Annotated in this window: 23 protein-coding genes; 15 read left to right on the top strand and 8 right to left on the bottom strand. The window is 37.6% G+C overall.

Annotated elements, in window-relative coordinates; all coding sequences use genetic code 11:
- The first annotated feature begins 142 nt into the window (after positions 1-142).
- The 11 genes from AC27IF_RS12610 (at position 143) to AC27IF_RS12560 (ending at position 13,257) form a co-directional block, all read left to right on the top strand.
- Positions 143-859, top strand: a complete 717-nt coding sequence (locus AC27IF_RS12610; protein ID WP_487054690.1) for a response regulator — start codon at positions 143-145, stop codon at positions 857-859.
- Entirely contained in the window at positions 856-2,304 is a 1,449-nt protein-coding gene (locus AC27IF_RS12605; protein WP_487054689.1) for an ATP-binding protein, read from the top strand. The genes AC27IF_RS12610 and AC27IF_RS12605 overlap by 4 nt, the downstream gene beginning before the upstream one ends.
- A gap of 63 nt (positions 2,305-2,367) precedes the next feature.
- On the top strand, positions 2,368-4,719 hold the full coding sequence (locus AC27IF_RS12600; protein WP_487054688.1) for a DUF748 domain-containing protein: 2,352 nt from the start codon (positions 2,368-2,370) through the stop codon (positions 4,717-4,719).
- Positions 4,720-4,774: 55 nt separating this feature from the next.
- Positions 4,775-5,434 carry a potassium channel family protein gene (locus AC27IF_RS12595; RefSeq protein ID WP_487054720.1) on the top strand — a complete coding sequence of 220 codons (660 nt, stop codon included), beginning with the start codon at positions 4,775-4,777 and terminating at the stop codon, positions 5,432-5,434.
- A gap of 40 nt (positions 5,435-5,474) precedes the next feature.
- Positions 5,475-6,551, top strand: a complete 1,077-nt coding sequence (locus tag AC27IF_RS12590) for an AI-2E family transporter (RefSeq protein ID WP_487054687.1) — start codon at positions 5,475-5,477, stop codon at positions 6,549-6,551.
- Between the two features lie 85 nt (positions 6,552-6,636).
- Positions 6,637-7,719: an HlyD family secretion protein gene (locus tag AC27IF_RS12585; protein WP_487054686.1), complete on the top strand. Its 1,083-nt coding sequence runs from the start codon at positions 6,637-6,639 to the stop codon at positions 7,717-7,719.
- A gap of 18 nt (positions 7,720-7,737) precedes the next feature.
- A complete protein-coding gene (locus AC27IF_RS12580; protein WP_487054685.1) occupies positions 7,738-8,802 on the top strand; it encodes a DUF2955 domain-containing protein in 1,065 nt (354 codons plus the stop codon).
- A 165-nt stretch (positions 8,803-8,967) separates the two neighbouring features.
- Positions 8,968-10,590, top strand: a complete 1,623-nt coding sequence (locus AC27IF_RS12575) for a methyl-accepting chemotaxis protein (RefSeq protein ID WP_487054684.1) — start codon at positions 8,968-8,970, stop codon at positions 10,588-10,590.
- Between the two features lie 491 nt (positions 10,591-11,081).
- Complete coding sequence (locus AC27IF_RS12570; RefSeq protein ID WP_487054683.1) at positions 11,082-12,098, top strand: acyltransferase family protein; 1,017 nt, start codon at positions 11,082-11,084, stop codon at positions 12,096-12,098.
- A 79-nt stretch (positions 12,099-12,177) separates the two neighbouring features.
- Positions 12,178-12,483 carry a DUF1330 domain-containing protein gene (locus AC27IF_RS12565; RefSeq protein WP_487054682.1) on the top strand — a complete coding sequence of 102 codons (306 nt, stop codon included), beginning with the start codon at positions 12,178-12,180 and terminating at the stop codon, positions 12,481-12,483.
- Positions 12,484-12,615: 132 nt separating this feature from the next.
- Positions 12,616-13,257, top strand: coding sequence for a DUF1349 domain-containing protein (locus AC27IF_RS12560; RefSeq protein WP_487054681.1), 642 nt, complete (start codon positions 12,616-12,618; stop codon positions 13,255-13,257).
- A 100-nt stretch (positions 13,258-13,357) separates the two neighbouring features.
- On the opposite strand, the gene AC27IF_RS12555 is transcribed toward AC27IF_RS12560, so the two are convergent.
- Complete coding sequence (locus AC27IF_RS12555; protein ID WP_487054680.1) at positions 13,358-13,963, bottom strand: TetR/AcrR family transcriptional regulator; 606 nt, start codon at positions 13,961-13,963, stop codon at positions 13,358-13,360.
- A 219-nt stretch (positions 13,964-14,182) separates the two neighbouring features.
- On the opposite strand from AC27IF_RS12555, the gene AC27IF_RS12550 reads away from it, so the two are divergent.
- The gene (locus AC27IF_RS12550) at positions 14,183-14,887 is read left to right on the top strand and encodes a hypothetical protein (RefSeq protein ID WP_487054679.1); all 705 of its coding nucleotides are present in this window, start codon (positions 14,183-14,185) and stop codon (positions 14,885-14,887) included.
- A 16-nt stretch (positions 14,888-14,903) separates the two neighbouring features.
- Positions 14,904-15,680 (top strand): SDR family NAD(P)-dependent oxidoreductase, encoded by a 777-nt coding sequence (locus tag AC27IF_RS12545; protein WP_487054678.1) that lies wholly within the window; start codon positions 14,904-14,906, stop codon positions 15,678-15,680.
- A gap of 237 nt (positions 15,681-15,917) precedes the next feature.
- On the opposite strand, the gene AC27IF_RS12540 is transcribed toward AC27IF_RS12545, so the two are convergent.
- The 5 genes from AC27IF_RS12540 to AC27IF_RS12520 all read right to left on the bottom strand — a co-directional run bounded on the left by AC27IF_RS12540 (position 15,918) and on the right by AC27IF_RS12520 (position 20,895).
- Complete coding sequence (locus AC27IF_RS12540) at positions 15,918-16,781, bottom strand: YicC/YloC family endoribonuclease (protein WP_487054677.1); 864 nt, start codon at positions 16,779-16,781, stop codon at positions 15,918-15,920.
- A 123-nt stretch (positions 16,782-16,904) separates the two neighbouring features.
- On the bottom strand, positions 16,905-17,837 hold the full coding sequence (locus AC27IF_RS12535) for a DM13 domain-containing protein (RefSeq protein WP_487054676.1): 933 nt from the start codon (positions 17,835-17,837) through the stop codon (positions 16,905-16,907).
- A gap of 108 nt (positions 17,838-17,945) precedes the next feature.
- Entirely contained in the window at positions 17,946-19,685 is a 1,740-nt protein-coding gene (locus AC27IF_RS12530) for a GMC family oxidoreductase (RefSeq protein ID WP_487054675.1), read from the bottom strand.
- Entirely contained in the window at positions 19,682-20,371 is a 690-nt protein-coding gene (locus AC27IF_RS12525; protein ID WP_487054674.1) for a gluconate 2-dehydrogenase subunit 3 family protein, read from the bottom strand. The genes AC27IF_RS12530 and AC27IF_RS12525 overlap by 4 nt, the downstream gene beginning before the upstream one ends.
- An 11-nt stretch (positions 20,372-20,382) precedes the next feature.
- Complete coding sequence (locus AC27IF_RS12520; protein WP_487054673.1) at positions 20,383-20,895, bottom strand: thioredoxin family protein; 513 nt, start codon at positions 20,893-20,895, stop codon at positions 20,383-20,385.
- Positions 20,896-21,049: 154 nt separating this feature from the next.
- On the opposite strand from AC27IF_RS12520, the gene rph reads away from it, so the two are divergent.
- On the top strand, positions 21,050-21,763 hold the full coding sequence (rph, locus tag AC27IF_RS12515; protein ID WP_487054672.1) for a ribonuclease PH: 714 nt from the start codon (positions 21,050-21,052) through the stop codon (positions 21,761-21,763).
- 25 nt (positions 21,764-21,788) lie between these two features.
- Entirely contained in the window at positions 21,789-22,454 is a 666-nt protein-coding gene (gene pyrE / locus AC27IF_RS12510; RefSeq protein WP_487054671.1) for an orotate phosphoribosyltransferase, read from the top strand.
- Positions 22,455-22,530: 76 nt separating this feature from the next.
- Here pyrE and AC27IF_RS12505 read toward each other — a convergent pair whose 3' ends face one another.
- Both AC27IF_RS12505 and AC27IF_RS12500 read right to left on the bottom strand, forming a co-directional pair.
- The gene (locus AC27IF_RS12505; RefSeq protein WP_487054670.1) at positions 22,531-23,514 is read right to left on the bottom strand and encodes a putative metalloprotease CJM1_0395 family protein; all 984 of its coding nucleotides are present in this window, start codon (positions 23,512-23,514) and stop codon (positions 22,531-22,533) included.
- 18 nt (positions 23,515-23,532) lie between these two features.
- Positions 23,533-23,820 (bottom strand): hypothetical protein, encoded by a 288-nt coding sequence (locus AC27IF_RS12500; protein ID WP_487054669.1) that lies wholly within the window; start codon positions 23,818-23,820, stop codon positions 23,533-23,535.
- Positions 23,821-23,891: the final 71 nt, after the last annotated feature.

Below are 23,891 nucleotides of genomic sequence, written 5' to 3'. Positions count from 1 at the left end.
TGAACTGGTATCCAGTATAAAGAGTTAAATGCAAAGAAACGCAAAGCTAATGTAAAGATTGCGTAAAGGCAGCCAATGCGATTTATATCCAAGCAGCTAATAAGGTATGATTAACCTATCTACTAGTACTTAAGAGGTTGATTTGAATAAACAGCATATTTTACTCATTGATGATGATCATGAGCTCGCAGAGTTGTTAGTAGATTATCTCTCTCAACAAGGCTTTATTATACATTGTTGCTATGACGGACAATCAGGGCTTGAACAAGCCTATAGTAATAAGTTCGACTTGATCTTGCTCGACGTAATGATGCCTAAGTTAAATGGCTTTGAAGTATTAAAAGCTTTAGGTCCTAGTCACAAAACTCCCATACTTATGCTTACTGCCAAAGGAGACAATAATGATAAGGTTCTGGGCTTAGAACTAGGAGCAGATGATTACCTTGCCAAACCTTTTCATCATCAAGAGTTGCTAGCGCGTATCAAAGCAATTTTGCGTCGCATAAGTCTAGTTAATCAGCTGAATCAACAATCATTGCAGCATGAACATGCTGCACTTAAGATCAATAACATCGAACTTAATCATGGTACTCGAGCTGTATCTTGCCATAAAAAACCAATAGAGCTTACCGGTACGGAATACGAGATATTAACCTTACTGATGGAGCAGCAAGGAAAAATAATATCTAAAGAGACTATTTCAGAGCAGGTATTAGGCCGTAAATTAAGCCCATTTGATCGTAGCATTGATGTACATATAGGTAATATAAGACGGAAGTTTCTGCCTTTTTGTAAAGAAGAAAAAATTAAAACGGTACGTGGTGCAGGTTATCTGCTGTTAACGGGTGAGCAAGTATGAAGGCTATAAAAGCATTTTTTTCATCTTTCACCATCAAACTTTTTATTTGTTTTTGGTTAATTGCCACTATCTCAATAATAAGCACTCGCTTTATTTCTCATCAATTATCAAACGACAGTAATAACGAAATTATTAAACAAAAATCTAAACCTGAAGAGCTGTACCAACTAGCTAAAGTTGCCAAGCGCATTAGGCGTAAAAACCTTAACGATTTAAATGAACTAACAACGGAGCAGCAACAATTTAACCTACCGGTTTTTAATATATGGTTTAAGGCTGTTGAAACACCTGAAAAAATCATCAGTTATTTGCCTATTCAATTAAAGCGCCAACGAGATATTAATGAATTTCTCAGTCAGACTTCGTTTGCTAAACCTCATACTTATAGAATTTCTCATATCGCACTTGTTGGTCCCAAGCTTATAAACATCAATAATGTTCGCTATCAATTATTCCTTTCTAAAAGGCTTCATAAACCAAGCTTTAGTCAGATAATCAAAGACCTCCCTTATTGGATTCGCATTGCCATTCCAACGGTAATTAGTTTACTGTTTTGTTTACTTTTAGCTCGATCGTTTAGTAAACCTGTTCGAATGATGAAGAAAGCTGCCACCAAATTAGGTCAAGGTGACCTTAGCACGAGAGTAGATGGTTTATCACGACGTAGTGATGAGTTAGGGCAACTTGCTGAAAGCTTTAATCAAATGGCTGAAAAATTAGAGCAACAGCAAAGTGCGCAAAAGCGATTACTAGGCGATGTATCACACGAATTACGCTCTCCAATGACCCGATTACAAATGGCTTTAGGCTTAGCACAGCAAGAAACAACAACAGCTAAAGCGCAAGAGCAATATCTACAACGCTGTCAAATTGAAATTGAGCGTTTAGATCAAATGGTTGCAAATGTGCTTTCGCTTTCACGGCTAGAAAACACCCTACAAACGCTAGACACTGAAAAAATAGCAGTTCATTCACTTCTTGAGGGTATTGTATGTGATGAGCAGTTTATTGCAGATGAAAAAGCAATCAAAATTATTACTGCTCATACCGAAGCAGCTTTCATTAATGGTGACAGAACATTGCTAACCAGTGCCATAAGTAATGTACTCAGTAATGCCGTTAAATATAGCGAAAATAATAGTTCGGTGATCATTAATGTCACCAAGCAACAACAATGGCTAAAATTAACCATTGAAGATGAAGGGCATGGTGTTCCCGAAGAAGAATTGTCACAATTATTTAATCCTTTTTATCGGGTAAACCTTGCTAGAGATAGAGAAACCGGTGGCACTGGCTTAGGGTTAGCGATAGCTAAACAAGCAATATTAGCCCACAAAGGCAAAATAACTGCACAGAATAGAACAGAAGATAATCAACTACATAATCAAGAAAATAGTCATGCAATAACAGGCTTATCTGTTACCATTGAGCTACCTTGTTTGTAAATATTCTGTTAAGTAGTTTAGTTCATCATGAATTTTTTCTTGTTTTTTAAAAAGCTGTCTGTGTTGCAAAAAATAGCAGTCGTTGTAATCAGTTTATACATCCTACTTTGGGCCGTATCATCCCCTTTAATAAAACACTTTGCTAAACCAATCTTACTCGAGCAAGGTTTAACCATTTCCTCTGACGCGAGTATTCGTTTCAACCCTTTTTTAACTCAAATAACGATAAGTGATTTAACCTTATTCAAAGGTGAAGAGAAGGTTTTAAGCGCTGAAGAGCTCAAACTCCGAGTGACGCTATTCTGGTTATTGTTTGATGAAATTGTTATTAGTAAATTCACCTTAAACAATGGTTATATTAGTATTATTCAAAATCAGGAGCAGTTACTTGTTGCTGGTATAGATTTAAATAAATCATCAGAACAACAACCGGCTACTAGTAATACTGAAAGTGCTCCTACTACAGCTTCTCCTTACCAAGTCATACTTCCTAAATTAACCTTTCATGATGTTAATTTTGATATCAATAATCGTGATAAACCTCACCACATTAATCTTAAAGAATTGTCAGTAGATAATTTAGTGGTAAGTGAGCAGTCACAGCAAGCAAGTATTATTATTCAAAGCGTTATTGATGAAACTGAAGTCAATTTAGCAGCTAATGCCAATATGTCTGAAGGTAGCGGTGATATTGATAGCCAAATATCCATCTCAGGTTATCCGATACAAAAGCTAACACGTTATGTAGATAAACTATCTGAACTTAGCGGACAGTTATCACTAACCAGTAAGCAAACCATTAATATTTCTCCAGAGCAAATGAAGGTACATATAACAGAAGCTTCAATCGTTAATGAAAATCTTGTTATTGGCTATGAAGAGCAATATTTCACTTTAGAAAAATTTAACAATAATATCTTAGATTTAGTGCTTACGCTCGAGCACGGTGTGATTGTGGGCTTAGATGGCAGCAGTGAACTTAGCATGGATAATGGGAATATTTACTTCCAAGAAGAACACCAAAAGCTCGGTCATTTTGATTTATTAGCATTAACCGACATTAGTTTTCATCTTGAAGACAAGCCCAGCATAAAAGTGGGGGAACTGTTGATCAATGATTTTTATGCTTCGAAAAACGAAACTTTAGACTTACCTGCAATAGTGACGCTAAGACAAATATACATTACCGATGTTTTATTAAGTGAATCAAAAGTAGCGATAGATAAAATCATCCTCGACTCCATCGCAGCCAATATAATAATCAGTAAAGATAAAGACGTTGCCAATTTAGTTGCCTTGCCTGTAACCGAAGAAGAGCAAGAAGCCATTACTCAAGTAGAAGATGAATTAGAGCAAGAAATCATTGCCCCAAAAGCGGAAATGCTAATTTCTCTCGGTGAGTTCTCTTTAGTCAACGATACCCAGATTACCTTACTTGATAACAGTGTTGAGCCTATAAAAGAGCGAAAACTCTTTATCGACACTTTACGCTTAGGCGCCATAAGTAACGAAGATGAGAAAAAAGAGCAACAAACACCGTTTGAATTGGTAGGTCGTAGTAATAAATATGCTCATTTTGATTTTAATGGCTACACCCAACCTTTTGCAGCACAGCCTAGTCATCACTTACAGGGTTTTTTAAAAGAGCTTTCATTACCTGCCTTATCTCGTTACATGAAACAAGCGATGCAAATGGAGCTCAAAAGTGGGCAACTTAACACAGATATCGATGTCACTTTAACGGGTGAGGAAATAGACGGTAATGTGGTATTACTACTACAAGGATTAGAAACAGCGATTGCCGATAGCGATGAAGCTGGCGCGTTAATTGACCAAGGGGCGCTACCTTTTAATATGGCACTTGGCATGCTCAAAGATGGCAATGGCGATGTAGAGCTAGACGTACCGTTAGCAGGCTCAACATCTGATCCAGAATTTGGGATGAGTAGTATTATTAGTTTGATTACCCAAAAAGCAATTTGGATGGCAACACAAGACTATTTAATGACGACCTTTGTACCGTACGCCAACATTGTATCTGCTGCGATGACAGTGGGAGAATTTGCCTTAAAACTTCGTTTTGACGATTTAATTTATCAAGTAAAACAAATTGAGCCTAATCAGGAGCAACAAGAGTATTTACAATCGTTTATTGCGTTAATGCAAGACAAAGAAGACACGCGAGTAAATATTTGTGCCATCAGTACTCCCGCTGATATTAACCTACCCGCTGGTAAGGAAGTGGTTGATAAAAAGCATGTTCGTCAGCTGAAGGATATGGCAGAGCAACGAGAAGAAGCTTTTAAAGAATATATTATCAAGCATGGTAATATTGCTTCATCAAGGTTATTGTTATGTGCACCGAAAATAGATAGCAGCGAAGATGCCGTACCTAGAGTAGAGCTTTCTGTTTAAAGACTTTATTCACTAAATTCAAATAATAAAAAATAGGGATAATGCTGTGAAACCAATGGATCGACAAGATAATTTTATCTACCTCACTTTTGCCTTGATCTTGTTATTGTTGGGCACAGCGTTAGCCCAACAATTTTTTGATGACTCAGTGCAAAGGTTGATGCAATCAACGACAGTAATCACTTTAATTGTCGCTGTTTGGGGCGTTGAATCTAAAAACTTCTTATTGCGAAGAAAACTCCTTTTCCCTGTGGCTATTTTTGCCGTAGCTTTTTCATCTAACTGGCTTGATAACGCCGGCTTCGACCAGTTCTATTTAATATTGTTGTTAAGTTTTTTTGTATCCACAGCTTATAAAACGGCAAAACAGGTGTTATTTACTGGCGAAATTGATGGCAATAAAATACTTGGTGCTATTTGCCTGTATTTACTCATGGGACTTATTTGGGCGGTTTTATACACACTACTACAACTTGATTTTCCAGGATCATTCCATGCTATGCAGCATAATAGCCAGTGGTTTATGCTCTTTCCTGATTTTGTCTATTTTTCATTTGTTACTATGACAACCTTAGGCTTCGGTGATATTTCACCGACCTTGCCTGTCGCAAGATTTTTAGTTTACTTAGAAGCCATTGTTGGACAATTTTACTTAGCCATTTTAGTGGCTAGCTTAGTCGGCTCTAGAATGTCGACTATTTCGCATAAACATTAATTAATAAAAACCAAAAACACATACTACGCAGGGAATAAATATGTCAAATCTACAAGAGTCCATCGAACCAACCGATAAACTGTTTAACCGCCGCGTTATTGATGTTGCTATCAAACTCAGTGCATTGGCCATCATCATATTTTGGTGTTTTCAAATCATAAAACCTTTTGTGCTTATTGTATTGTGGGGCGGCATTATGGCCGTTGCTCTGCACCCTTTGCATAAAAAACTAAGCAAACTACTAAAGGGTAATCAGAAGCTATCTTCAACGATTATTGCCTTAGTGGGGATTTCTTTAATAGCTTTACCTGCAATTAATCTTTCTTCTTCTTCAATTGATTCTGCGCAGCATATTTATCACGGCATAGAAGATGGAACTTTAAAAATTCCCCATGCGAATGAAAGCGTAAAAGAGTGGCCACTTATTGGCGAGCATACCTATCAATTATGGCAATCAGCTTCTGAAGATCTACAAAAATTTGCTGGCCAGTACTCAGAGCAAATAAAAAGCTTTTCAGCTAGTTTACTTGCTATGGCAGCGGGCATTGGCGGCAGTATTTTGCAATTTATTGTCTCATTAATTATCGCTGTGGTATTTATGGCTAAATCTCAATCCTGCCATCAAGGGATCAGTGCTTTAATGTCTCGCTTGATGAATGAAAGTGGCGAACGTACTATTACCACCACCATTGCGACGATCAGAAGTGTCGCTACCGGTGTACTTGGTGTCGCGGTAATTCAATCTTTATTATCTGGCATTGGTTTACTGATTGCAGATATACCCGCTGCTGGTCTTTGGGCACTGGTTGTACTGATGTTAGCTATCGCTCAATTACCACCCATTATTATTTTAGGTCCTATTGCCGCTTATTATTTTTCAGTAGCAGACACTACGCCTGCAGTAATATTTCTTATCTTTAGCATTCTAGTTAGTATGAGTGATGCTGTACTTAAGCCGTTATTTTTAGGCCGTGGCATGGATATTCCCATGTTAGTCATTTTACTTGGCGCAATTGGCGGCATGTTATTATCCGGTATCATCGGCTTATTTGTTGGTGCCGTAGTGCTAGCACTTGGCTATCAATTAATGATGGACTGGTTATCCCATAACAAATAACTGAGATAGGCAATGAATAGAGCTCATAGCCTATTAGACAAACTATAAAGATCATCGCGATACTAAACTAAAAGTCGAGAATATAATGTCTGAAGCTGCACCAAAAAACAAAGCTGATTTTACTCAAAAACTGACTAAAATTATTTTAAGCATATCGCTGCTATATTTTATTTGGTATATCGTTGGTGATCGTATTACACCAGCAACAGATCAAGCAAGAGTTCGCTCTGTTGTTACTCCTATTGTGCCGCAAGTCGCAGGAAAGATTTCCAAAATTCATATTGGCGGTGATAAAGTCGTTCAACAAGGCGACTTACTCTTTGAAATTGAAGCAACAGATTATCAACTTGCGGTAGATAAAGCTCAAACTGATTTCCACCTTGCTGGACAAAGTGTTGGCGCCGATACCGCTTCTGTTGCCGCTGCAAAAGCCAATTTAGAAAAAGCTAAAGCTAACCTAGTTGAAAAAACGGCGAATGCTAACCGAATATTTGAAGTTGAAGCACAAGGTGTAGTCTCTAAAGCACAGGGAGATCAAGCCAGAGGAGCGCTAGCAGCTGCCCAACAAAATGTCCTCAATGCCCAAGCATCTTACGAAAAAGCACAACAATTGCTAGGAAAAGAAGGCAGTGAAAACACTAAAATTCAAAGTGCATTAACTGCGCTTTCAGCAGCAGAGCTTGATTTAAGTAGAACCAAGATCACCGCACCAAGTAATGGCGTTATTTCCTATGCAAAAATGAACGCCGGTCATTACGCTGCTGTTGGTAGCAAGATCATGACTTTTATCGATACCGACTTCTTTTGGATTGAAGCTTCTTATCGAGAAAACAACTTAGGAAACATCAAGACAGGGGATCCGGTTGATATCGTTCTAGACTCAGCACCCGGTGAAATTGTAACTGGCACCATTGTCAGCATAGGTTATGGGGTAAGTTTTGATAATAGTGTTCCTGGCGAGTTGCCTACCCCAGAGAAAACTACTGGTTGGATGCGCGAAGCTCAACGTTTTACAGTAATTATTAGATTCAGTGATGATGTGAACAAGACATTACTCAGAGAAGGTGGCCAAGCAGATATCATTACTTATACTGGCGATAATTTTATTTTGAATGGCCTAGGTAAAATCTCCATTTGGTTAACAAGCAAATTAGCTTATTTATATTAATAAATACCAATATTATCCATGAGTTTACAACTAACTAATTTATTACCTGCCATGACTAAACTGTCGCAGCAAGAAACCTATATTGTTAGGTTTTTTGTTGGTGTGGTACTAGCAATAGCCATTTCACTCATTTTTAATTGGCCATTTGCTTTTATTACGCCAGTTTTTGTGGCTAAATTTTTAGGTGGAAAAAATAGTAAACTAGCCTTTAAAAAATTACTCGCTGTCTTTGTTATCATTTTCAGCGCCTTTATTTTAGGCGGCGTACTCACTCGGTTATTACTGCCCTTCCCTATTGTATTTATGCTGGTAATGACCTTACTGATATTCTGGATATCTTATTGGAATAATTCTGGTGGTAACGAACTAGTGATCACCATGTTGTTGGTTGGCTTTACTGTCATTCCCATGTTGGCACTACTGCATCAAGATGTGGCGCAAGTATTCACCGTTGGTTTTTTATTTTCTTGCCTAGTGTCACTAACGATTACCATGGTTATGCATGAATTAATACCTGACAAAGAGACTGGCGAAACAAAAGACTTATCAGATGAAGATGATACGCTTGAAGGGAACACACTTGCGAATAAACCCGCACGCGTTAAATTCGCATTATTGAGCACCTTGATGATCATGCCAGTGATGATTTTCTTCTTTTCTTTTAATTTAAGTAGCTCGGTACTTATTTTGGCTTTTATCGCCCTATTAGCACAAAAACCAGATTTGGTTGCTGGTGTTAAAGGTAGTAAAGCCTTACTAGTGGGCAATGCCATTGGAGGTATGGTTGCGATAGTCATGTACAACATACTGACCATCGCCCCTAATTTTACCTTTTTAATGTTATTATTTTCATTAATCGTCATCATTTTTGCCAGAATGATCTTTTCAGACAAAGCGATAGCACCATTATTTGCCATGGCTTTTTCTACTTTAATTATTTTGATATTCAGTTCAATATTAAGTACTGCCGATGCCGATGAGAAGTTTTATACTCGTATCGTCCAAATAGCTTGTGCATGTGGATATGTTATTTTTGCCACTATTGCTGCCAGTCCAATAATCAAAAAAATCACCTCCACTTAACTTTAAAACGTTACTAAAAAGTAAATTCATGAATATTGATTTACAAAGTATTTACGTAAAATTCAACCTTAAACCATTGTAATATTGCTGTAACAATACAGTCACACTACCGTCATATTCGCTTGCTATTTTGCCACTGTTCCAAAAATCAGCAGCAGTAGTTCCATGAAAAAATTAACCCGTGTTAGCAGTAAGCTAATTATCTTATCTATCATTCCTCTTGTGATTTTTAGTAGCCTTTTGTTTTTTAGTCTCAAGTTTACTAACGACCAAGCACAGCAATCTCAACAATCGATAGAGTTTAGATTAAATCAAACGCAAAAATTAAATCTGATCATCAAAAGCTTCACCTCAAATATAATTGATACTGCCCATAAAGTACGCACCGGGATGGTGTTATGGACAGATGCACAAGCACAAGTAGAACAGGGACAAAAAATTATTGTGGAGCAATGGAAAAGCTATCAAGCTGCTGCACTTTCACCGCAAGAAACAAAAATAATCAAAGAAACTCAGCCGCTGTTTGAACTAAGCCAAAAAGCGATAGAAAAGATGGAGAGTCTAATAGTAGATGCTTCATCTTACGGTATGGGTAACTACATTGATTTACGCATGTATGCTCGCCTAGAGCCTTTTCTAGCAAAATTAGATGAACTAGTAAAACTGCAAAAAGTGTTAGCCACTGAAAGCATTAACACTAATAAACAACTTACTAGCCAAACGAATCAACTTACACTTATCGCAGTTTGTGCCATTTCCATCATAGTATTATTACTGGGCTTATCTATTTATCACTCAATTAGAAATCCATTAAAGCACCTACATAAAGTTATTATAGATGTAGAAAAGCAGTCCAATTTATCCCTAAGAGTTGAGTTAAATAATGCCGATGAGTTTGGTGAAATAGGGCAAAGCTTTAATAGTATGATGGAGCGAATAGTTGTTTTTGTGAATGCCCTGTCAAAAATTGGCACGTCATTAGATTCCGCCACCAGTGAAACATTAGTCGCCTGTAAAGAATCAAAAGGCCAATTAAATGATACGCAAACAGAGCTATCAAACACCCGAGTTTCCATTGTTCAAATGGAAAAAGCAGTAGAAATCACACAAGTACATACCGAAGAAACAATTTCTGTGAGTAAAGATGCCGATCAACTCGCCGGAGATAATTTTCAGGTTGTAGAGCAGTCGGCTATTAAAATTAAGCAGCTTGCTGAAGCGATAAATCACTCCGCCGATCAAATGTTTGTTTTACGTGAACATGGTCAACAAATTAACTCGGTTTTAACCGTGATTAAAGCCGTTGCTGAGCAAACTAACTTACTTGCCCTTAATGCCGCCATTGAAGCAGCTAGAGCGGGAGAGCAAGGCCGAGGTTTTGCTGTGGTCGCAGACGAAGTGCGGCAACTTGCCAAACGCACTCAAGAGTCAACCATAGAAATTGAAAGTGTGATAGACAATATAAGAAAGGCCACTGACGAAGCGGCAGCAAAAATGCGAGAAAACTCAGAGTTTGCCAATGAAGGCGCACAGACGATTAAAGACACTGAAAGTAGTTTAGAAGTTATAACAGGGTCATTTGCCGATATCATTAACAAAAACGAACTTATTAACAGTAATCAACATGAGCAATTGCAAGCGGTTAGAGATGTTAATAACATGATGAGCCGAATTTCAGCCTTGTCTGAGCAAAACCAAGGAAATACCGATAAAGTATTAACCAATGCAAAATCTGTTGAACATTTAAGTACAGATTTAAAAGCAGCGCTAGGGCAATTTAGTTATTAATTAAAATCGAGAGGGTGATTATGAGTGTAACCTTCTCGAAATAGTTAACAAACTAAAACCTCTCTAATTTAACCCATTAAAATTCTCTTGACCTCAAAACCATTAGTTTGATAATATTTTTTATTGATTGTTACATAATATATATTAAGATCGAAGAACATCAATCGTGTGGTAATTTTGATGTGGTTTATTAACTTTCTCGTTAAAAAATTAATCCTAAGAGAAATTTATTTATGGGCTTTGTTTATTGGTTTATGTTTTTAAAGGTAGCAGTGCCATTGGCGTATGGTTAGATATTAATTCTCGGGATGTGCGTTTAGCGCTCACTGAGAATATAACGAATTAATATATTTTAAATACAATACAACATATCTAAAAAAGCAATATTGGTTGTCTTTGACTGCAAACTTTATTAGTAATCAACATTCATTTGAGAACTTGAAATATTTTAATTTTAACTCGCTGTTATAGCATCACTCTTTTAAACCTTTATGGCTCTTAATATTATGCAAAGGCGTTACGATATTGATGCACTGCGTGTTATCGCGATTTTTTTACTTATGTTTTACCACAGCGCTATTGTTTTTCAACCTTGGGCTGCTGCGTTGTTGTCTTTTCCACAAAGTAGCTCTTATTTGGAAAATTTATGGCTGTTAATGCAAGCTCTAAATATTTGGCGTATTCCATTATTATTTGTTGTGTCTGGAGTCGGATTTGCATTTGTTATGAAACGCAGAAATAGGAGACAACTATTGTCTGACCGTTTCGCTCGTATTTTATTACCAGCCACTTTTGGATCTTTACTGATCGTGCCTATTCATTATTGGCTTTTAGTAGCAGGAACTGAACAAGAGTATGTGTGGTTTTTTACTCCAGGCCACCTTTGGTTTTTGTTTAATATATTCTTTTATGTGCTCGTCGGCATATTTCCATTGTATGCTCTTCGAAATATGGAAATTAAAAATGTTTTGATAATGACTTATAGCTTGCCGTTATTACTTGGACTTGAAACGGTATTTGTTGCCATTATTGAATATTCTGGATTTGCAGTCAGCCTGCATGGGTTTGTAGTTGGTGGAATTTGCTTTTGTTATGGATTTTTCTTAGCCAAATCAGAAAGTTGGAAATATCTAAAAACAAGTTCATATTGGCATTTAGTTATCGCATTTGCTTTATTTATTCAGCGAATGTACGTTTGGGAAAACAACGCACCAATGTTTCTTGTAAGTACTGAAGCGAGCCTTTGGTTATTAGCTGCATTAGGCCTTGCGCATCGCTATCTCAATAAAGATATGACTTGGCTAAAACATCTTAGTCCAGCGGTGTATCCAATGTATATTTTACATATGATTGTGATGTATACCGTATGTAGGTTAGTTTTGCCTTTCACTATTCCTCCTGAGCTTCAGTTATTGTTAACTGTATTGTTGACCACTACAGTTAGCTATTTAGGTTATCGTTTAATAAAACCTGTACCCTATTTATGTAAGTTATTTGGCATTCCATAAAGGAGAGCTGCTAAAACTAAAATGAAGCTTTCATTAACACTTAAACTTTTGATTATAGATATATTGAGGTACTAGAGGAATGTCGTATGAAATATTAGTTGGTTTAAATGTACTAGATAACTTTAGGTATGATGAGTATCGTGCTGCCATGAAGCCAATTCTTTCTAATTATAAAGGACATTTTGGTTATGATTTTATAGTCTCAGATGTTCTTATTTCAGAAAGTAATACTGATATTAATCGAGTTTTTACTCTTAATTTTGCTAGTAAAAATAAAATGGAAAGTTTTTTCTCGGATTCAAATTACTTAGTAATCAAAGAAATGTACTTTGTAGGCTCTGTAGGTAGCACAACCATAATATCTAGCTACGAAAAAAATACCTAACAAATTAAAAAAGGGCAAATGTAATAGTTAGCTTTTGTTCTTTCGCCGCTTGTTTTAAGCAATTATTATTTGCCTCTAGATAGTCTGTTTTAGGTCTCAGGCAATTTTAAGTACACAATAGGATTTAATATAATGAAAACCATAAGTATAATTTTAATGTCAGGATTGTTTTTTCTTAGTTTGGCAGTTAATTCTAAGGACATTATAAAAAATAATGAGCACTTAGAAATTCCTTATGATCTGATAACTAAGGGATATGACTCGAAAATCACTATTAATGAGGAAAAAATCACTATTCTTGCGAAAAATGGAACGGATTTATACACTAACTCTGATGGTTCACATTCAAGTGATGATGCTCCTAGGGTATTTTTTGAGCCACAATCTGACTTTATTTTCTCGGCAAAAGTGACTGCAAACTTTACTAATCCTTATGACGGTGGTGCTTTATTTTTTTACGTTGACACAGATAATTGGGGGAAGCTGCTATTTGAAAGATTCAAAAATGGAAATAATGGAATTGCCTCCACAATAACTCGTTCAACAGGTGATGATGCTTACCACTATTCAATTGAAAATAATGAAATTCACCTCAAAATAACGAGAAAAAACAATACATTTACTTTTCTTTATTCAAAAGATGGAGAGCAATGGTCATACTTAAGATCATTTAGCATAGTGACGACCAAAGCAATCAAAGTTGGATTTATAGCCCAATCACCAATTAGTCAAAGTCATGAGGTTGTATACTCTAACATTCTGTTTGAGGAATAAAATGTTATTTTTGTATTAGCTAAGAGCTCTATTAAAAGCGAAAGATATCAAAATACTGTGAGCTATTTTTATTCAATCAATATTTACCATACTAACCACTTTAATAGCCTGATAATACCATTTTAACTCTTGACTCTATACTTGTCTCAATAGTCTCAAGACAAGCTCCAGCACGTGCTCTAAAAACTATTCCTTGTCTAATATCAAATATAAGCTGTGCTCGCTCAAGTGAAGGAAAGTCTTCCGGTAAGGTGCCTCTTGCTTTCTCTAACTCAAACCTTCTCACAAATCTAGCATCAATGTCCTTAATAACATTTTGAAGCAACTCTTCCGAGCCATCAACATGTTCAACACTTGTTGCAACACAAGAGCCCAAGAAACATCCTTTCGAGCCACTCTTATTGTTAGTACTATATTCAATAATAGCTTTGAAAAATGCAGCTATAGCAATTTCGATGTCTGGCTCAGTCTCAAATGCCATCATCGGAGAGCACTCTTCACTTTCTGTATAGTGCTTAATCGCCTCTAAATAGAGCTGATGCTTGTTACCGAATACGGCATAGAGGCTTGGACTGTTAATTCCCATCGCATCAGTTAAGTTTTTCATTGATGCGCCATCATAGCCTTTTCGCCAAAACACATACATAGCAGCCTCCAGAGCATTTTTCTCATCGAATACTCGAGGTCTACCTGCTTTTTTTCTCATAACTTACATACCAACCATTACAAATTAAGAGTAGATTTATCATCGACTCTATTTAATAGAGATAGCTCTTTTTTTTCAAAGAACTTATCAATAATCATTCACAATTATACTACCAAGCATTTTTTGTAACAATCATTACAAAAATTATTGATGCCTTATTTTTTTTATGATTAAATAACGATCATTACAAAATAAATAAGGTAAATATAGATGAAGGTTATGCCTATTCCAGATGACTGGCTTGATTACGTCGCTAGAGACGAAATGAAGAACAATAGACTTGGGGTCTTTGCTCATTGTTTTGTGAAAGATGGAGAGCAGGAGAATATAAAAGGGGCTTATAAAAAAATTGTCGATATAGCTATTGAAGAGGACACTTGTTCGGTTCTTTCGGCATCAAAATCCTTAGTCCTACCGAACCACCACCTGTTGTATGAAGAATGGTTGGATTATGATGAGTTCTTTAACGTACAGCTTAAAAGAACATACAGAAATGCATTCTATAGATGGTTAGATCCAATTAGGAATGGACCTATTAGCCCTGAGTTTACCCGTATCTTATGTTCATCGGGTGAGCATCCAATAAACACCGCTCCACATAATGCTTACTCTTTAATTACCAGTGTTCACATACCGTTAAGTAACCATGAAAAAGCTTATCAGTTATTGAAAGATTACATTCAAAAAACAGATAAAAATAACAAAAAAATATTTGCAAATGCTCATCAATCACTCAACGAGCCAAACCACTTTTTAATCTATGAAGTGTGGTTAGATTTTAATGAATTATTAAAAGCCGAGGGACAAACTAATACAAGCAATAGCATTCGTAAGGAATTAGATGGCATAGCTATCAAAGAACAAAAGGAATCAAAAGTAGAGCTTTTCCAGATTTACTATGATCCTAAAAAATATCATCAATAAATAAAAGGTACTGAAAATGAAATATTATCATCAAGAAAGTTGGCAAAATAAAGCTGTAATAATAACCGGTGGAAGTTCAGGCATTGGTAAAGCAACTGCACTTAAATTAGCTGAAATGGGGGCCAAAATAATGATAACTGGCCGCACAAAAGAAACGCTAGAAAGGGTAAGTTCTCTAAACAGCAATATAGAATACTTGGTTGCTGATAGTAGTGATCCAAGTAGTTCTGAAAAAATTGTATCCCATACGGTAGAAGCTTTTGGTCGAATTGATACATTAATAAATAACGCAGGTGCAGGTGGCTTACAGCCGATTGAACACTACAATGCTGACTTTATTGAAGGCATGTGTTCAGCAAACATTGTTAGTCCTTCATTATTATTGAGTTCCGCTCTACCTTTCTTAAAAGAAAGTAAAGGGACAGTTGTCAACATATGTACTGCCGTATCAAATAATGCAGGCCCTGCTATTGCTCACTATGGTGCAACTAAAATAGCATTGGAATATCTTACCCGCTCATGGGCTATTGAGCTCGCGCAACATGATATTAGGGTCAATGGAGTTGCTCCAGGGCCAGTTAAAACAGGTGCTCTAACAGGTATGATGGGATTAGATGCTGAGATGGCAAAATCTATTGAAGAGATGGAGGCTAGCCAAGTACCACTTGGACGACGAGGAGTGACTGATGACATTATTCCATGGATACTAGAGTTTGCTGATGCAGAAAATAAATGGACAACTGGACAAATACTTACTGTAGATGGAGGCTGGTCTCAGAGAAGTCGCTTATGAACACTGGCTCTTACTGCACCTTAAAGTAAATTTTAATTAACTGGGCACGAGACAGCTTATACATGGTTAAGTCAAAAAGTGATACAAACTGAACAACTTACTCTCGAGCCAAAAAAGCAGTAGCAACTATGTTGGTATACGTTTAAAACTATTTAATTACTAACAATATGAGCAATAAAAAAGCCATAGTTAAGATTTCTCTTAACTATGGCTGTCACTAATTTTATTCAGGTAAACTTATTCAATATTCGCGATCTGCTCACGCATCTGCTCTATTAAAACTTTTAACTCTACTGCACTAGCAGTAACATCTGTATTAATAGACTTTGAGCCTAGCGTATTCGCTTCACGATTAAACTCTTGCATCATAAAGTCTAAACGGCGCCCCTGAGCTCCACCTTTTTTCAGAATTTTTTGAGTTTCGCTTACGTGACTATTAAGTCGGTCAAGCTCTTCCGCCACATCCATTTTTTGCGCTAACAACACTAACTCTTGCTCTACACGGGTTGAGTCTAAATCAATGCTAGCATCGGCAAACTTATCGACAATACGCTTACGTTGCCATTCAATCACTTCTGGCATAAAAGCTTCTACTTTATTGGCTTCAGCACTGATTGCGTCTAAGCGCTGCTCAATCATGACTTTTAGGTTTTCACCTTCACTTGCACGAGCATTAATAAAGTCTTTTAAAGCGGTGTCAAAACCAGCGAGTAATTGTGCTTGGATAACCGACATATCTTCTTCTGCCGCTTCCATCACTCCTGGCCAGCGCATCACCTCTAAAGGATTAACTTGGCTATTTAATGTTTGTTCATTTACCCAATTAGCATGCTGTATCAATTGCAAAGCTAATTTTTCATTGATAGTTACTTCATTTTTAGCATTAGCGCTGGCATTGAAGCGTAAATGACATTCAACTTTTCCGCGATTAAGTTGCTTACGAAAGCGCTCGCGTAATACCGGCTCAATACTTCGAAACTGTTCAGGTAAACGAAAGTAAGTTTCTAAAAAGCGTTGATTTACACTGCGAATTTCCCAAACTGCATTACCCCAATCACCTTTTACTTCGTACCGAGAAAATGCTGTCATGCTGTGGATCATAATGAGTCTTCCAAAATAGCTAATCTATAAAATTATTTTGATTATACCCAAGCAGGCTGTAAATGCGAAGTTGGCAATACAGACTTTACTCATTGTTACTTTTTCGAACAAAATAGCATATCGTTAATGTGAAAATTCTAATTGGCCAAAGTTCGCGTCAAAATCAACGCACCATACGCTTAAACCGGTTAGATCATCTAAGCTTTTGTTGCTTGGTAATTTTAAAATAAAGGTCGCATTTTCATAAGACTGACCATTGATTTTCTGGCTAATTGCAAATGCATCAGCACTTGCATATTGATGATCTCTAGCGGCATAAAATGAAACATCAGGGCCACCACCATCATAATCAAACTGGGTAATTTCAATGGTACAATCATCTATTATTGTCGCTTTACCGGCAACATTATGGGCTATGGTACTAAAAAAACCACTTTGACCAACTTTACTATGTGTTTTATCACAACTGGCGATATCTTGATTTTGTAATGTCTGTTGGAAATGGTAAACAGCATCATCTGCGCTGATCAATTGTTGATTTAACGCGCCACTTATTTCAATGAGCATGGCCACTTGTTCATCAAACTCAGCTTCAGAAAAGTCGACTTCTAAAGATGAAGCTAATTCATGCGCTGCATCAGAAATTTCAATGCCATTACTCGCATCACCATCAAGATCTAAACTTTGTAGTAAGCGCAGCATATTAACTACTGAAGTATCATTAACATCTTGAGTATCAAAGAGTGTTAATGGGGTAACAATTGCGGCAACATCCACCTGAGGGAATTCAATATTACCAATAGAAAAGGTAATTTTTTCATCTAGTTGATAACTAAACTCACCTAATTCATTGGTGCTACCTGAACTACTCTCAGTTGAGTAGTTCAGATTTTCAACGGCAGAATCAAGAAATACACCGGTATAAACGGTTGGCTCAGGCGTTGAAACTGCAGGTAGAGAAGTCTCAATTTCTGTTTGTGCTGAATCGTTAGAGCCACCACCGCAGCCTGAAATAAATAATGTGACTAACCCATAGGCTAATAATCGCGTATTCATAATAATCCCGATGTTGTTTGTAATCCGTATATTGCTATTATGCTTCGTTAATTGGCATAATTCTTCACAGAAGTATCACAATTGACGAATTTCTACCTCTGATATTGTTTAGGTTAAGCTCTTTTGCCAACGTGACTTTATCTGTTCAGCCACTCTAAATGCATTAGCATAAATGGTGAAAGTATAAGGAACGCTGCCGCCGGTAGGCATAAACGAGCCATCTGTTACATATAAGTTGTCTACTTCATGCGCTTGGCAGTTTTTATTTAATACTGAGCTTTTAGGATCATCACCAAATCGGCAACCACCCGCCATTAAATTAGTCGCAGGGTAGCCACTAACCGATGAAGAAATATTTTTCGCGCCTATAGCCACTAATAATTTTTCTGCTTTTTCAGCAAGATATGCTCCTACTTCTAAATCGTGTTCATGATAGCCAATGCGGACTTTAGCAACAGGGTCTCCCCATTGATCAGTCACTTCTTCATCTAAACTAACAAAACAATCATCAGTAGGCAGCCAGTCATTAAATACTTCAAAGCGTAATGTCTTATACGAAGTAAATTCCTTCTTCATACTTTGCTTTAATGCTTCACCCCAAAGTAATTCATCATCTCCTTGTTCATCAGTTCCCCACTGTGTACCACGCGCTCTGGCAATTGGGTTTTGGTGGAATAGAAAATCGATTGTTCCGCCTTTCGCTTTACCGTTTTTATTGGTGCCCGTAAAAGCTTCATCATCAATTTTATACCAGTCTTGAAGTGCTCTATTTACAAATGGTCCCACTTGCTTTAATTCATTTACTTGTTTTTCATTTAAGTCATCGAAAATAAAGTCTCCGCTACCGGTACCGCCACCACTAAAGAGTAGGTTTCTGCCAACTTGACCATTATTATTTGCCAAACCATTAGGAAACTTCGCTCCCTTGGATGCCAATAACAAGCGTGACGTTTCTACTGCTTGGCAAGCCACCACATAAATTTTGGCACTGACACTTTTCGGCTTACCTTGACTGTTGTAATAGTGAACCCCGGTAATGTCGCCTTGTTCATCTGTAGCAATTTTATACACTTTAGAATTGGGTCTGATGGTACAATTTCCGCTAGCAACAGCATGATTTAATAAAGCTGCTCTACCGCTGCCTTTAGCGCCAGAAGAACAACCATAACTGCTACAGTAACCTGAATATTCACAGCTTCGTCGCCCCATTGCCGGTGTTGATAACACCGCTCTGGGAACAGGAATAGCATGATAACCAATTTTTTCTGCTGCCTTATCTATCCATGAAGATACTGGAACTTCTGCAATAGGTGGATAAGGGAAATTGCTAGATCTCGGCTCTTGATGCGGATGCTCAACTACTCGCCCTGAGACACCAACTTCTCGCTCAACTTGTGCATAATACGGCTCTAACTCATCATAGCTAATTGGCCAGTCAGCAATATTAGCGCCATCAATTGCACCAAACTCGGTTTTCAATCGAAAGTCTACTGGCTTTAATCGATGGAAATAACCACTCATAAAATTCGATGAGCCTCCAACTACAGTGCCATTCCACCAGCTCCATCCAGAGTCGCTAGTTTTCTCTCCTTGCCAGAAACTATTGCCACTCTCGTCTTCATACTCTTCTTCGATTACATGCTGTTCGTTATCTAATTTAGGGTTATAGGCGTCGTGAACACTTATGGCTAATTCATCTTTGTAAAAATCTTGCTCAGTTAACCATGGGCCTTTTTCTAATACTAAAACTTTCGCGCCAGCTTTGGCTAAGGTATAGGCAACCGGTGAAGCCCCTGCACCACTACCAACTATACAAACATCAAACTCAGGCTCTTTTATTTTATTCATGCTTTATTACTTTTCTTGATAGTTAGCTTTTCATCGTCAAGTTGACGAAAAGCAATTTTTTCACCGACCTGTGCTCTAGTTGGTAATTCAAAATAACGTTGACCCACTTTAGGTAATGGAAAACCGGCTTTATGCTCTAACCACTGCCAACCTATACCATTAGGATTACCACCGTAAGCAGGAGGCGTTAACATCGCTTCAAAAATATAACCAAGTAAAGTATTTAGCCAGTTACCACCAGCGCGAGAATGACTGATTTTTCGTAACAAACTCTCTTTCTCTACTAAGGTTAACGCCACAAATGCTTTGTTATATTCACTGTTAGCAAAGCCATTTAACCAACCCACGCCCTTTAAAATAAACTCCTTTTCATTTTGCTCGGTAGGTTGAACGGTCATGATTTGATATAAATAAGCTAGGGCATTGATATCAATTGCACTCGGACCTGTTTCAGATTCTGGTAATAGATGTTTTAACGTGACATCAAGTGTTAACCAGGGATCAGTCTTAACCAAATCATTTAAAGTATTTTGTTTGCTTGCTGACCATGAAACCATAGGCACGGTGGCAACTGCACTGGCCCCTGCAGCAGACTTTAACAAACTTCGGCGTGACAATTTTACTTTCAATTGTTTATCTTTAAACCAAAGGGGTGTTTGATAGTTTTTATCAAAAAATGAGTTCAAGTGATAATTCCCTACAATTGCTGTGCGACAGGTTTACTTTGCCATTTATTTAGAAAAGCTAACCAATAGTCTTTTGAATAGCCATTGTCATCTTGTAGTTCAGCCGTGTCTTTAGACAGCAACATTTTTCCCGTCGCCGCTGATATATACATATGAGGATAGCCCAGTACGGGTGGCAGCGACTTCATAAAGGCATCATTCTCATTACTGTCACTGACATTAACTTTTAACAGTACATATTTACTGTGAAGGGCTTGATAAACCTCTGGGTTGCTTAATAAAAACGCATCCATTTTATGACACCATGTACACCAGTTTCCGCCAATCTCAATTAATACATTACGATTGGTTTTTTTCGCTAATGCCAAGGCAGCATTAGCATCTTTAAAGGGATCTCGCTGATCATCATAGACTTTGCTGTAGGCTGGTAAATTATCTATTGCTGTGATGTTTTCTGCGCTTGCAGATACTTTGTTAATCGTAAAAATCCAAAGACTAACAAAAATGGTTAAAACTAACTTCATGCGTTACTCACTAATACTATTACTATTACTTCTGATAAATTTTATCTTACCGACAAGATGACCTTTATTGTCTTAACTATATTTCAAAAAAAGTGCTTAAGCATTATAATAGCCACAATTATTTTATTAGACCTTACTTAAGCAGGAATACACCATGCGTCCAAGCGGCAGAACATTAGGACAAATTCGTCCGGTAACCATCACTCGTCAATTTACAGCGCACGCTGAAGGTTCAGTATTAATTGAATTTGGTGACACTAAAGTAATTTGTACTGCCTCGGTTGAAGAGGGTGTACCACGATTTTTAAAAGGCCAAGGTAAAGGTTGGGTTACTGCTGAGTATGGCATGTTACCTCGTTCGACCCATACCCGTATGCGACGTGAAGCTGCTGCTGGCAAGCAAAGTGGCCGTACGTTAGAAATTTCACGATTAATTGCCCGTGCTTTGCGTGCCGCTGTTGATTTAAAAGCCCTAGGTGAGAATACTATTTCAGTAGATTGCGATGTTATTCAAGCCGATGGTGGTACACGTACCGCTTCTATCACTGGAGCTTGTGTTGCTTTAGTTGATGCACTTAATTATATGCGTGCCAAAGAGATCATCAAAACTAACCCGCTTAAACATATGATTGCAGCAATTTCTGTTGGCGTATACAAAGGCGAGCCTGTAGCAGATTTAGATTACGCTGAAGATTCAAACGCAGAAACTGATATGAATGTTGTTATGACAGATACAGGTAAGTTAATCGAAGTTCAAGGTACAGCTGAAGAAGAACCTTTCAGCTTTGAAGAAATGCAAGCTATGATGCAACTATCCAAAGATGCTATTAATGAGCTATTCGATCATCAAAAAGCGGCATTAAGCTAATTCAGCACAAAGCTTGGAGAGAAAAATGAAAGATTATCAACGTGAATTTATTGAATTTTCTTTATCGAAGCAAGTTCTTCGTTTTGGCGAATTTACCTTAAAATCAGGACGCACTAGCCCTTATTTCTTCAATGCCGGATTATTTAAAACCGGTGGTGATTTAGCTCGTTTAGGCCGATTTTATGCGGCAGCATTAGTTGATGCTAACATTGAGTTTGATTTGGTGTTTGGCCCAGCATACAAAGGTATTCCAATTGCGACCACCACTACGGTTGCATTATTTGATCAACACCAGCTTGATGTTCCTTATTGCTTTAACCGTAAAGAAGCTAAAACTCACGGCGAAGGTGGTAGTTTAGTTGGCGCAGAGCTTAATGGTAAAGTGATGTTAGTTGATGATGTTATTACCGCTGGTACGGCAATTCGCGAGTCAATGGAAATCATTAAAGCGCATAATGCTGAACTTTCTGGGGTGTTAATTGCACTTGATCGTCAAGAAAAAGGTCAAGGTGAATTATCAGCTATTCAAGAAGTAGAACGTGATTTTGCCACTAAGGTGATATCAATTGTTACCTTAAAAGACGTGGTGACTTACCTTGAAGAAAAACTCGCTAACGAGCAAGGTGAAAAGGCCGAGTTAACCTCGAGTTTAGCTAGCATTAACCAATACCGTCAAGATTACGGTATTTAATCACGGCTGTTATTAAACGCACAAAAAAGCCTGCTAAATTGCAGGCTTTTTTATTTCCGTGTCATGAGAATTATAGCTAAGCTGTTAATTCAAATTGATAGCTGGCGGGCTTCTCATAGGCCTGTGTAATATCGCTATAAAAACTCTCAATTCTTCCTGCCCGCTGTATAACTTCTTCAGAACGACTGGGAGAAATTTTCTCTTGAGCTTCAAGCGTTTGATTCACTAGTGTATCAAAATCTAGCTCATCGCTTGTGCTTTCACCTGCGGCTTGTCGCTCTTGTTCTAGCGTACTATTAGGGTTTAGATACGCCGAGTTTTCTGATTTTTCTCTTGCAAACTCATTACCTTGCATCACTAATAATTCTGATTGTGCCTGGAGAATGATTTGTGCAGCACTGGCGGCAACACGTGTATCTTGTACCGACGGATTGGCTGGCGCTAAAGCGGCAGCGTGGATTTTTTGCATTTTAGCAATGGTTGCCCGTGGATCCCCTTCAACAGTAGACATATCAACAGAAACTTCTCCTTCAATGGCATATTTTTTACCATCAGGGCCCGTTTCAAAAGAGTAATTAGGTGAGCCGGTAAAGGCTCCGCCCACAGAAGCATGCGCTAATTCATGAGACCGTACTGCTTGATCTGTACGTCGTAATTCACTTATCTCACGTGCGTGTTGAAATTCTTCGGTACTATTTTCGCTGTCATTTTCGTCTTGATTTGCTGCTATCGGGTTTTCTTGTTCTTCGTGTTCGTCGCTATCCTGACGGCTTTGTTGATTTTCTTGTTCACTATTTGGATCTTTCTCTTGTTCTGAAATAACGTTATTTGCTAATTCTGCTTTTTCTTTCAAACTAGCAAAATCAATATTTTCACTATTTTGAGCGGGTGTTCTGCCACGCTCTTTATCAGAAGCAACCCCTTTTTCTGCCGCTGACTGACTCAATGCCGCGGGTTGGGTAATAATTTCTCGTTGGCTATTTTCACGACGCAAGGTTTCGGTGTGCGGATTCAGCACAGTAGGAATTGATAGATTAGGCGCTTGCGGGATAATATTCATGGTACGACGAAGAGTTGTTTAAGCCGTAACGTCTAGTAAAGTGCCTAGACTATCATCAGCGCTCTGTATTACCTGAGCTGAAGCTTTAGCTTGGAACTCCGCCACTTTTAAATCAACGATGGATTGGTTTAAATCTGGAATATCAGTTTCGGTACTAACCGCAGTTTCAGTACTTGAAGATTCGAGGCTAGCTTCTTCATCTGCCACAGTAGTATTAGCAACAATATTCGCTGCTGCTTCATTAGCTTCTTGTGTGGCGTTTTGAAAGCCTTGTACACCACTGTTAAATGCTGATTGTATTTCCATCAGAGCTACCTCAATTTACGTCATTCACCTTGTCTAATTATTAACCAAAAATACAAAGAAGTAAACCTTAG

Source organism: Colwellia sp. KS18-150 (assembly GCF_057551365.1).
Note: the sequence above shows the minus strand (reverse complement) of the source record. Positions and strands in the feature narration are given on the sequence as shown.

Bases quoted from the DNA above. Each gene is read 5' to 3' on its own strand.
- AC27IF_RS12605 (WP_487054689.1), top strand. From the start codon at position 856: ATGAAGGCTATAAAAGCATTTTTTTCATCTTTCACCATCAAACTTTTT.
- AC27IF_RS12595 (WP_487054720.1), top strand. From the start codon at position 4,775: ATGGATCGACAAGATAATTTTATCTACCTCACTTTTGCCTTGATCTTG.
- AC27IF_RS12590 (WP_487054687.1), top strand. From the start codon at position 5,475: ATGTCAAATCTACAAGAGTCCATCGAACCAACCGATAAACTGTTTAAC.
- AC27IF_RS12585 (WP_487054686.1), top strand. From the start codon at position 6,637: ATGTCTGAAGCTGCACCAAAAAACAAAGCTGATTTTACTCAAAAACTG.
- AC27IF_RS12580 (WP_487054685.1), top strand. From the start codon at position 7,738: ATGAGTTTACAACTAACTAATTTATTACCTGCCATGACTAAACTGTCG.
- AC27IF_RS12575 (WP_487054684.1), top strand. From the start codon at position 8,968: ATGAAAAAATTAACCCGTGTTAGCAGTAAGCTAATTATCTTATCTATC.
- AC27IF_RS12570 (WP_487054683.1), top strand. From the start codon at position 11,082: ATGGCTCTTAATATTATGCAAAGGCGTTACGATATTGATGCACTGCGT.
- AC27IF_RS12565 (WP_487054682.1), top strand. From the start codon at position 12,178: ATGTCGTATGAAATATTAGTTGGTTTAAATGTACTAGATAACTTTAGG.
- AC27IF_RS12560 (WP_487054681.1), top strand. From the start codon at position 12,616: ATGAAAACCATAAGTATAATTTTAATGTCAGGATTGTTTTTTCTTAGT.
- AC27IF_RS12555 (WP_487054680.1), bottom strand. From the start codon at position 13,963: ATGAGAAAAAAAGCAGGTAGACCTCGAGTATTCGATGAGAAAAATGCT.
- AC27IF_RS12550 (WP_487054679.1), top strand. From the start codon at position 14,183: ATGCCTATTCCAGATGACTGGCTTGATTACGTCGCTAGAGACGAAATG.
- AC27IF_RS12545 (WP_487054678.1), top strand. From the start codon at position 14,904: ATGAAATATTATCATCAAGAAAGTTGGCAAAATAAAGCTGTAATAATA.
- AC27IF_RS12540 (WP_487054677.1), bottom strand. From the start codon at position 16,781: ATGATCCACAGCATGACAGCATTTTCTCGGTACGAAGTAAAAGGTGAT.
- AC27IF_RS12535 (WP_487054676.1), bottom strand. From the start codon at position 17,837: ATGAATACGCGATTATTAGCCTATGGGTTAGTCACATTATTTATTTCA.
- AC27IF_RS12530 (WP_487054675.1), bottom strand. From the start codon at position 19,685: ATGAATAAAATAAAAGAGCCTGAGTTTGATGTTTGTATAGTTGGTAGT.
- AC27IF_RS12520 (WP_487054673.1), bottom strand. From the start codon at position 20,895: ATGAAGTTAGTTTTAACCATTTTTGTTAGTCTTTGGATTTTTACGATT.
- rph (WP_487054672.1), top strand. From the start codon at position 21,050: ATGCGTCCAAGCGGCAGAACATTAGGACAAATTCGTCCGGTAACCATC.
- pyrE (WP_487054671.1), top strand. From the start codon at position 21,789: ATGAAAGATTATCAACGTGAATTTATTGAATTTTCTTTATCGAAGCAA.
- AC27IF_RS12505 (WP_487054670.1), bottom strand. From the start codon at position 23,514: ATGAATATTATCCCGCAAGCGCCTAATCTATCAATTCCTACTGTGCTG.
- AC27IF_RS12500 (WP_487054669.1), bottom strand. From the start codon at position 23,820: ATGGAAATACAATCAGCATTTAACAGTGGTGTACAAGGCTTTCAAAAC.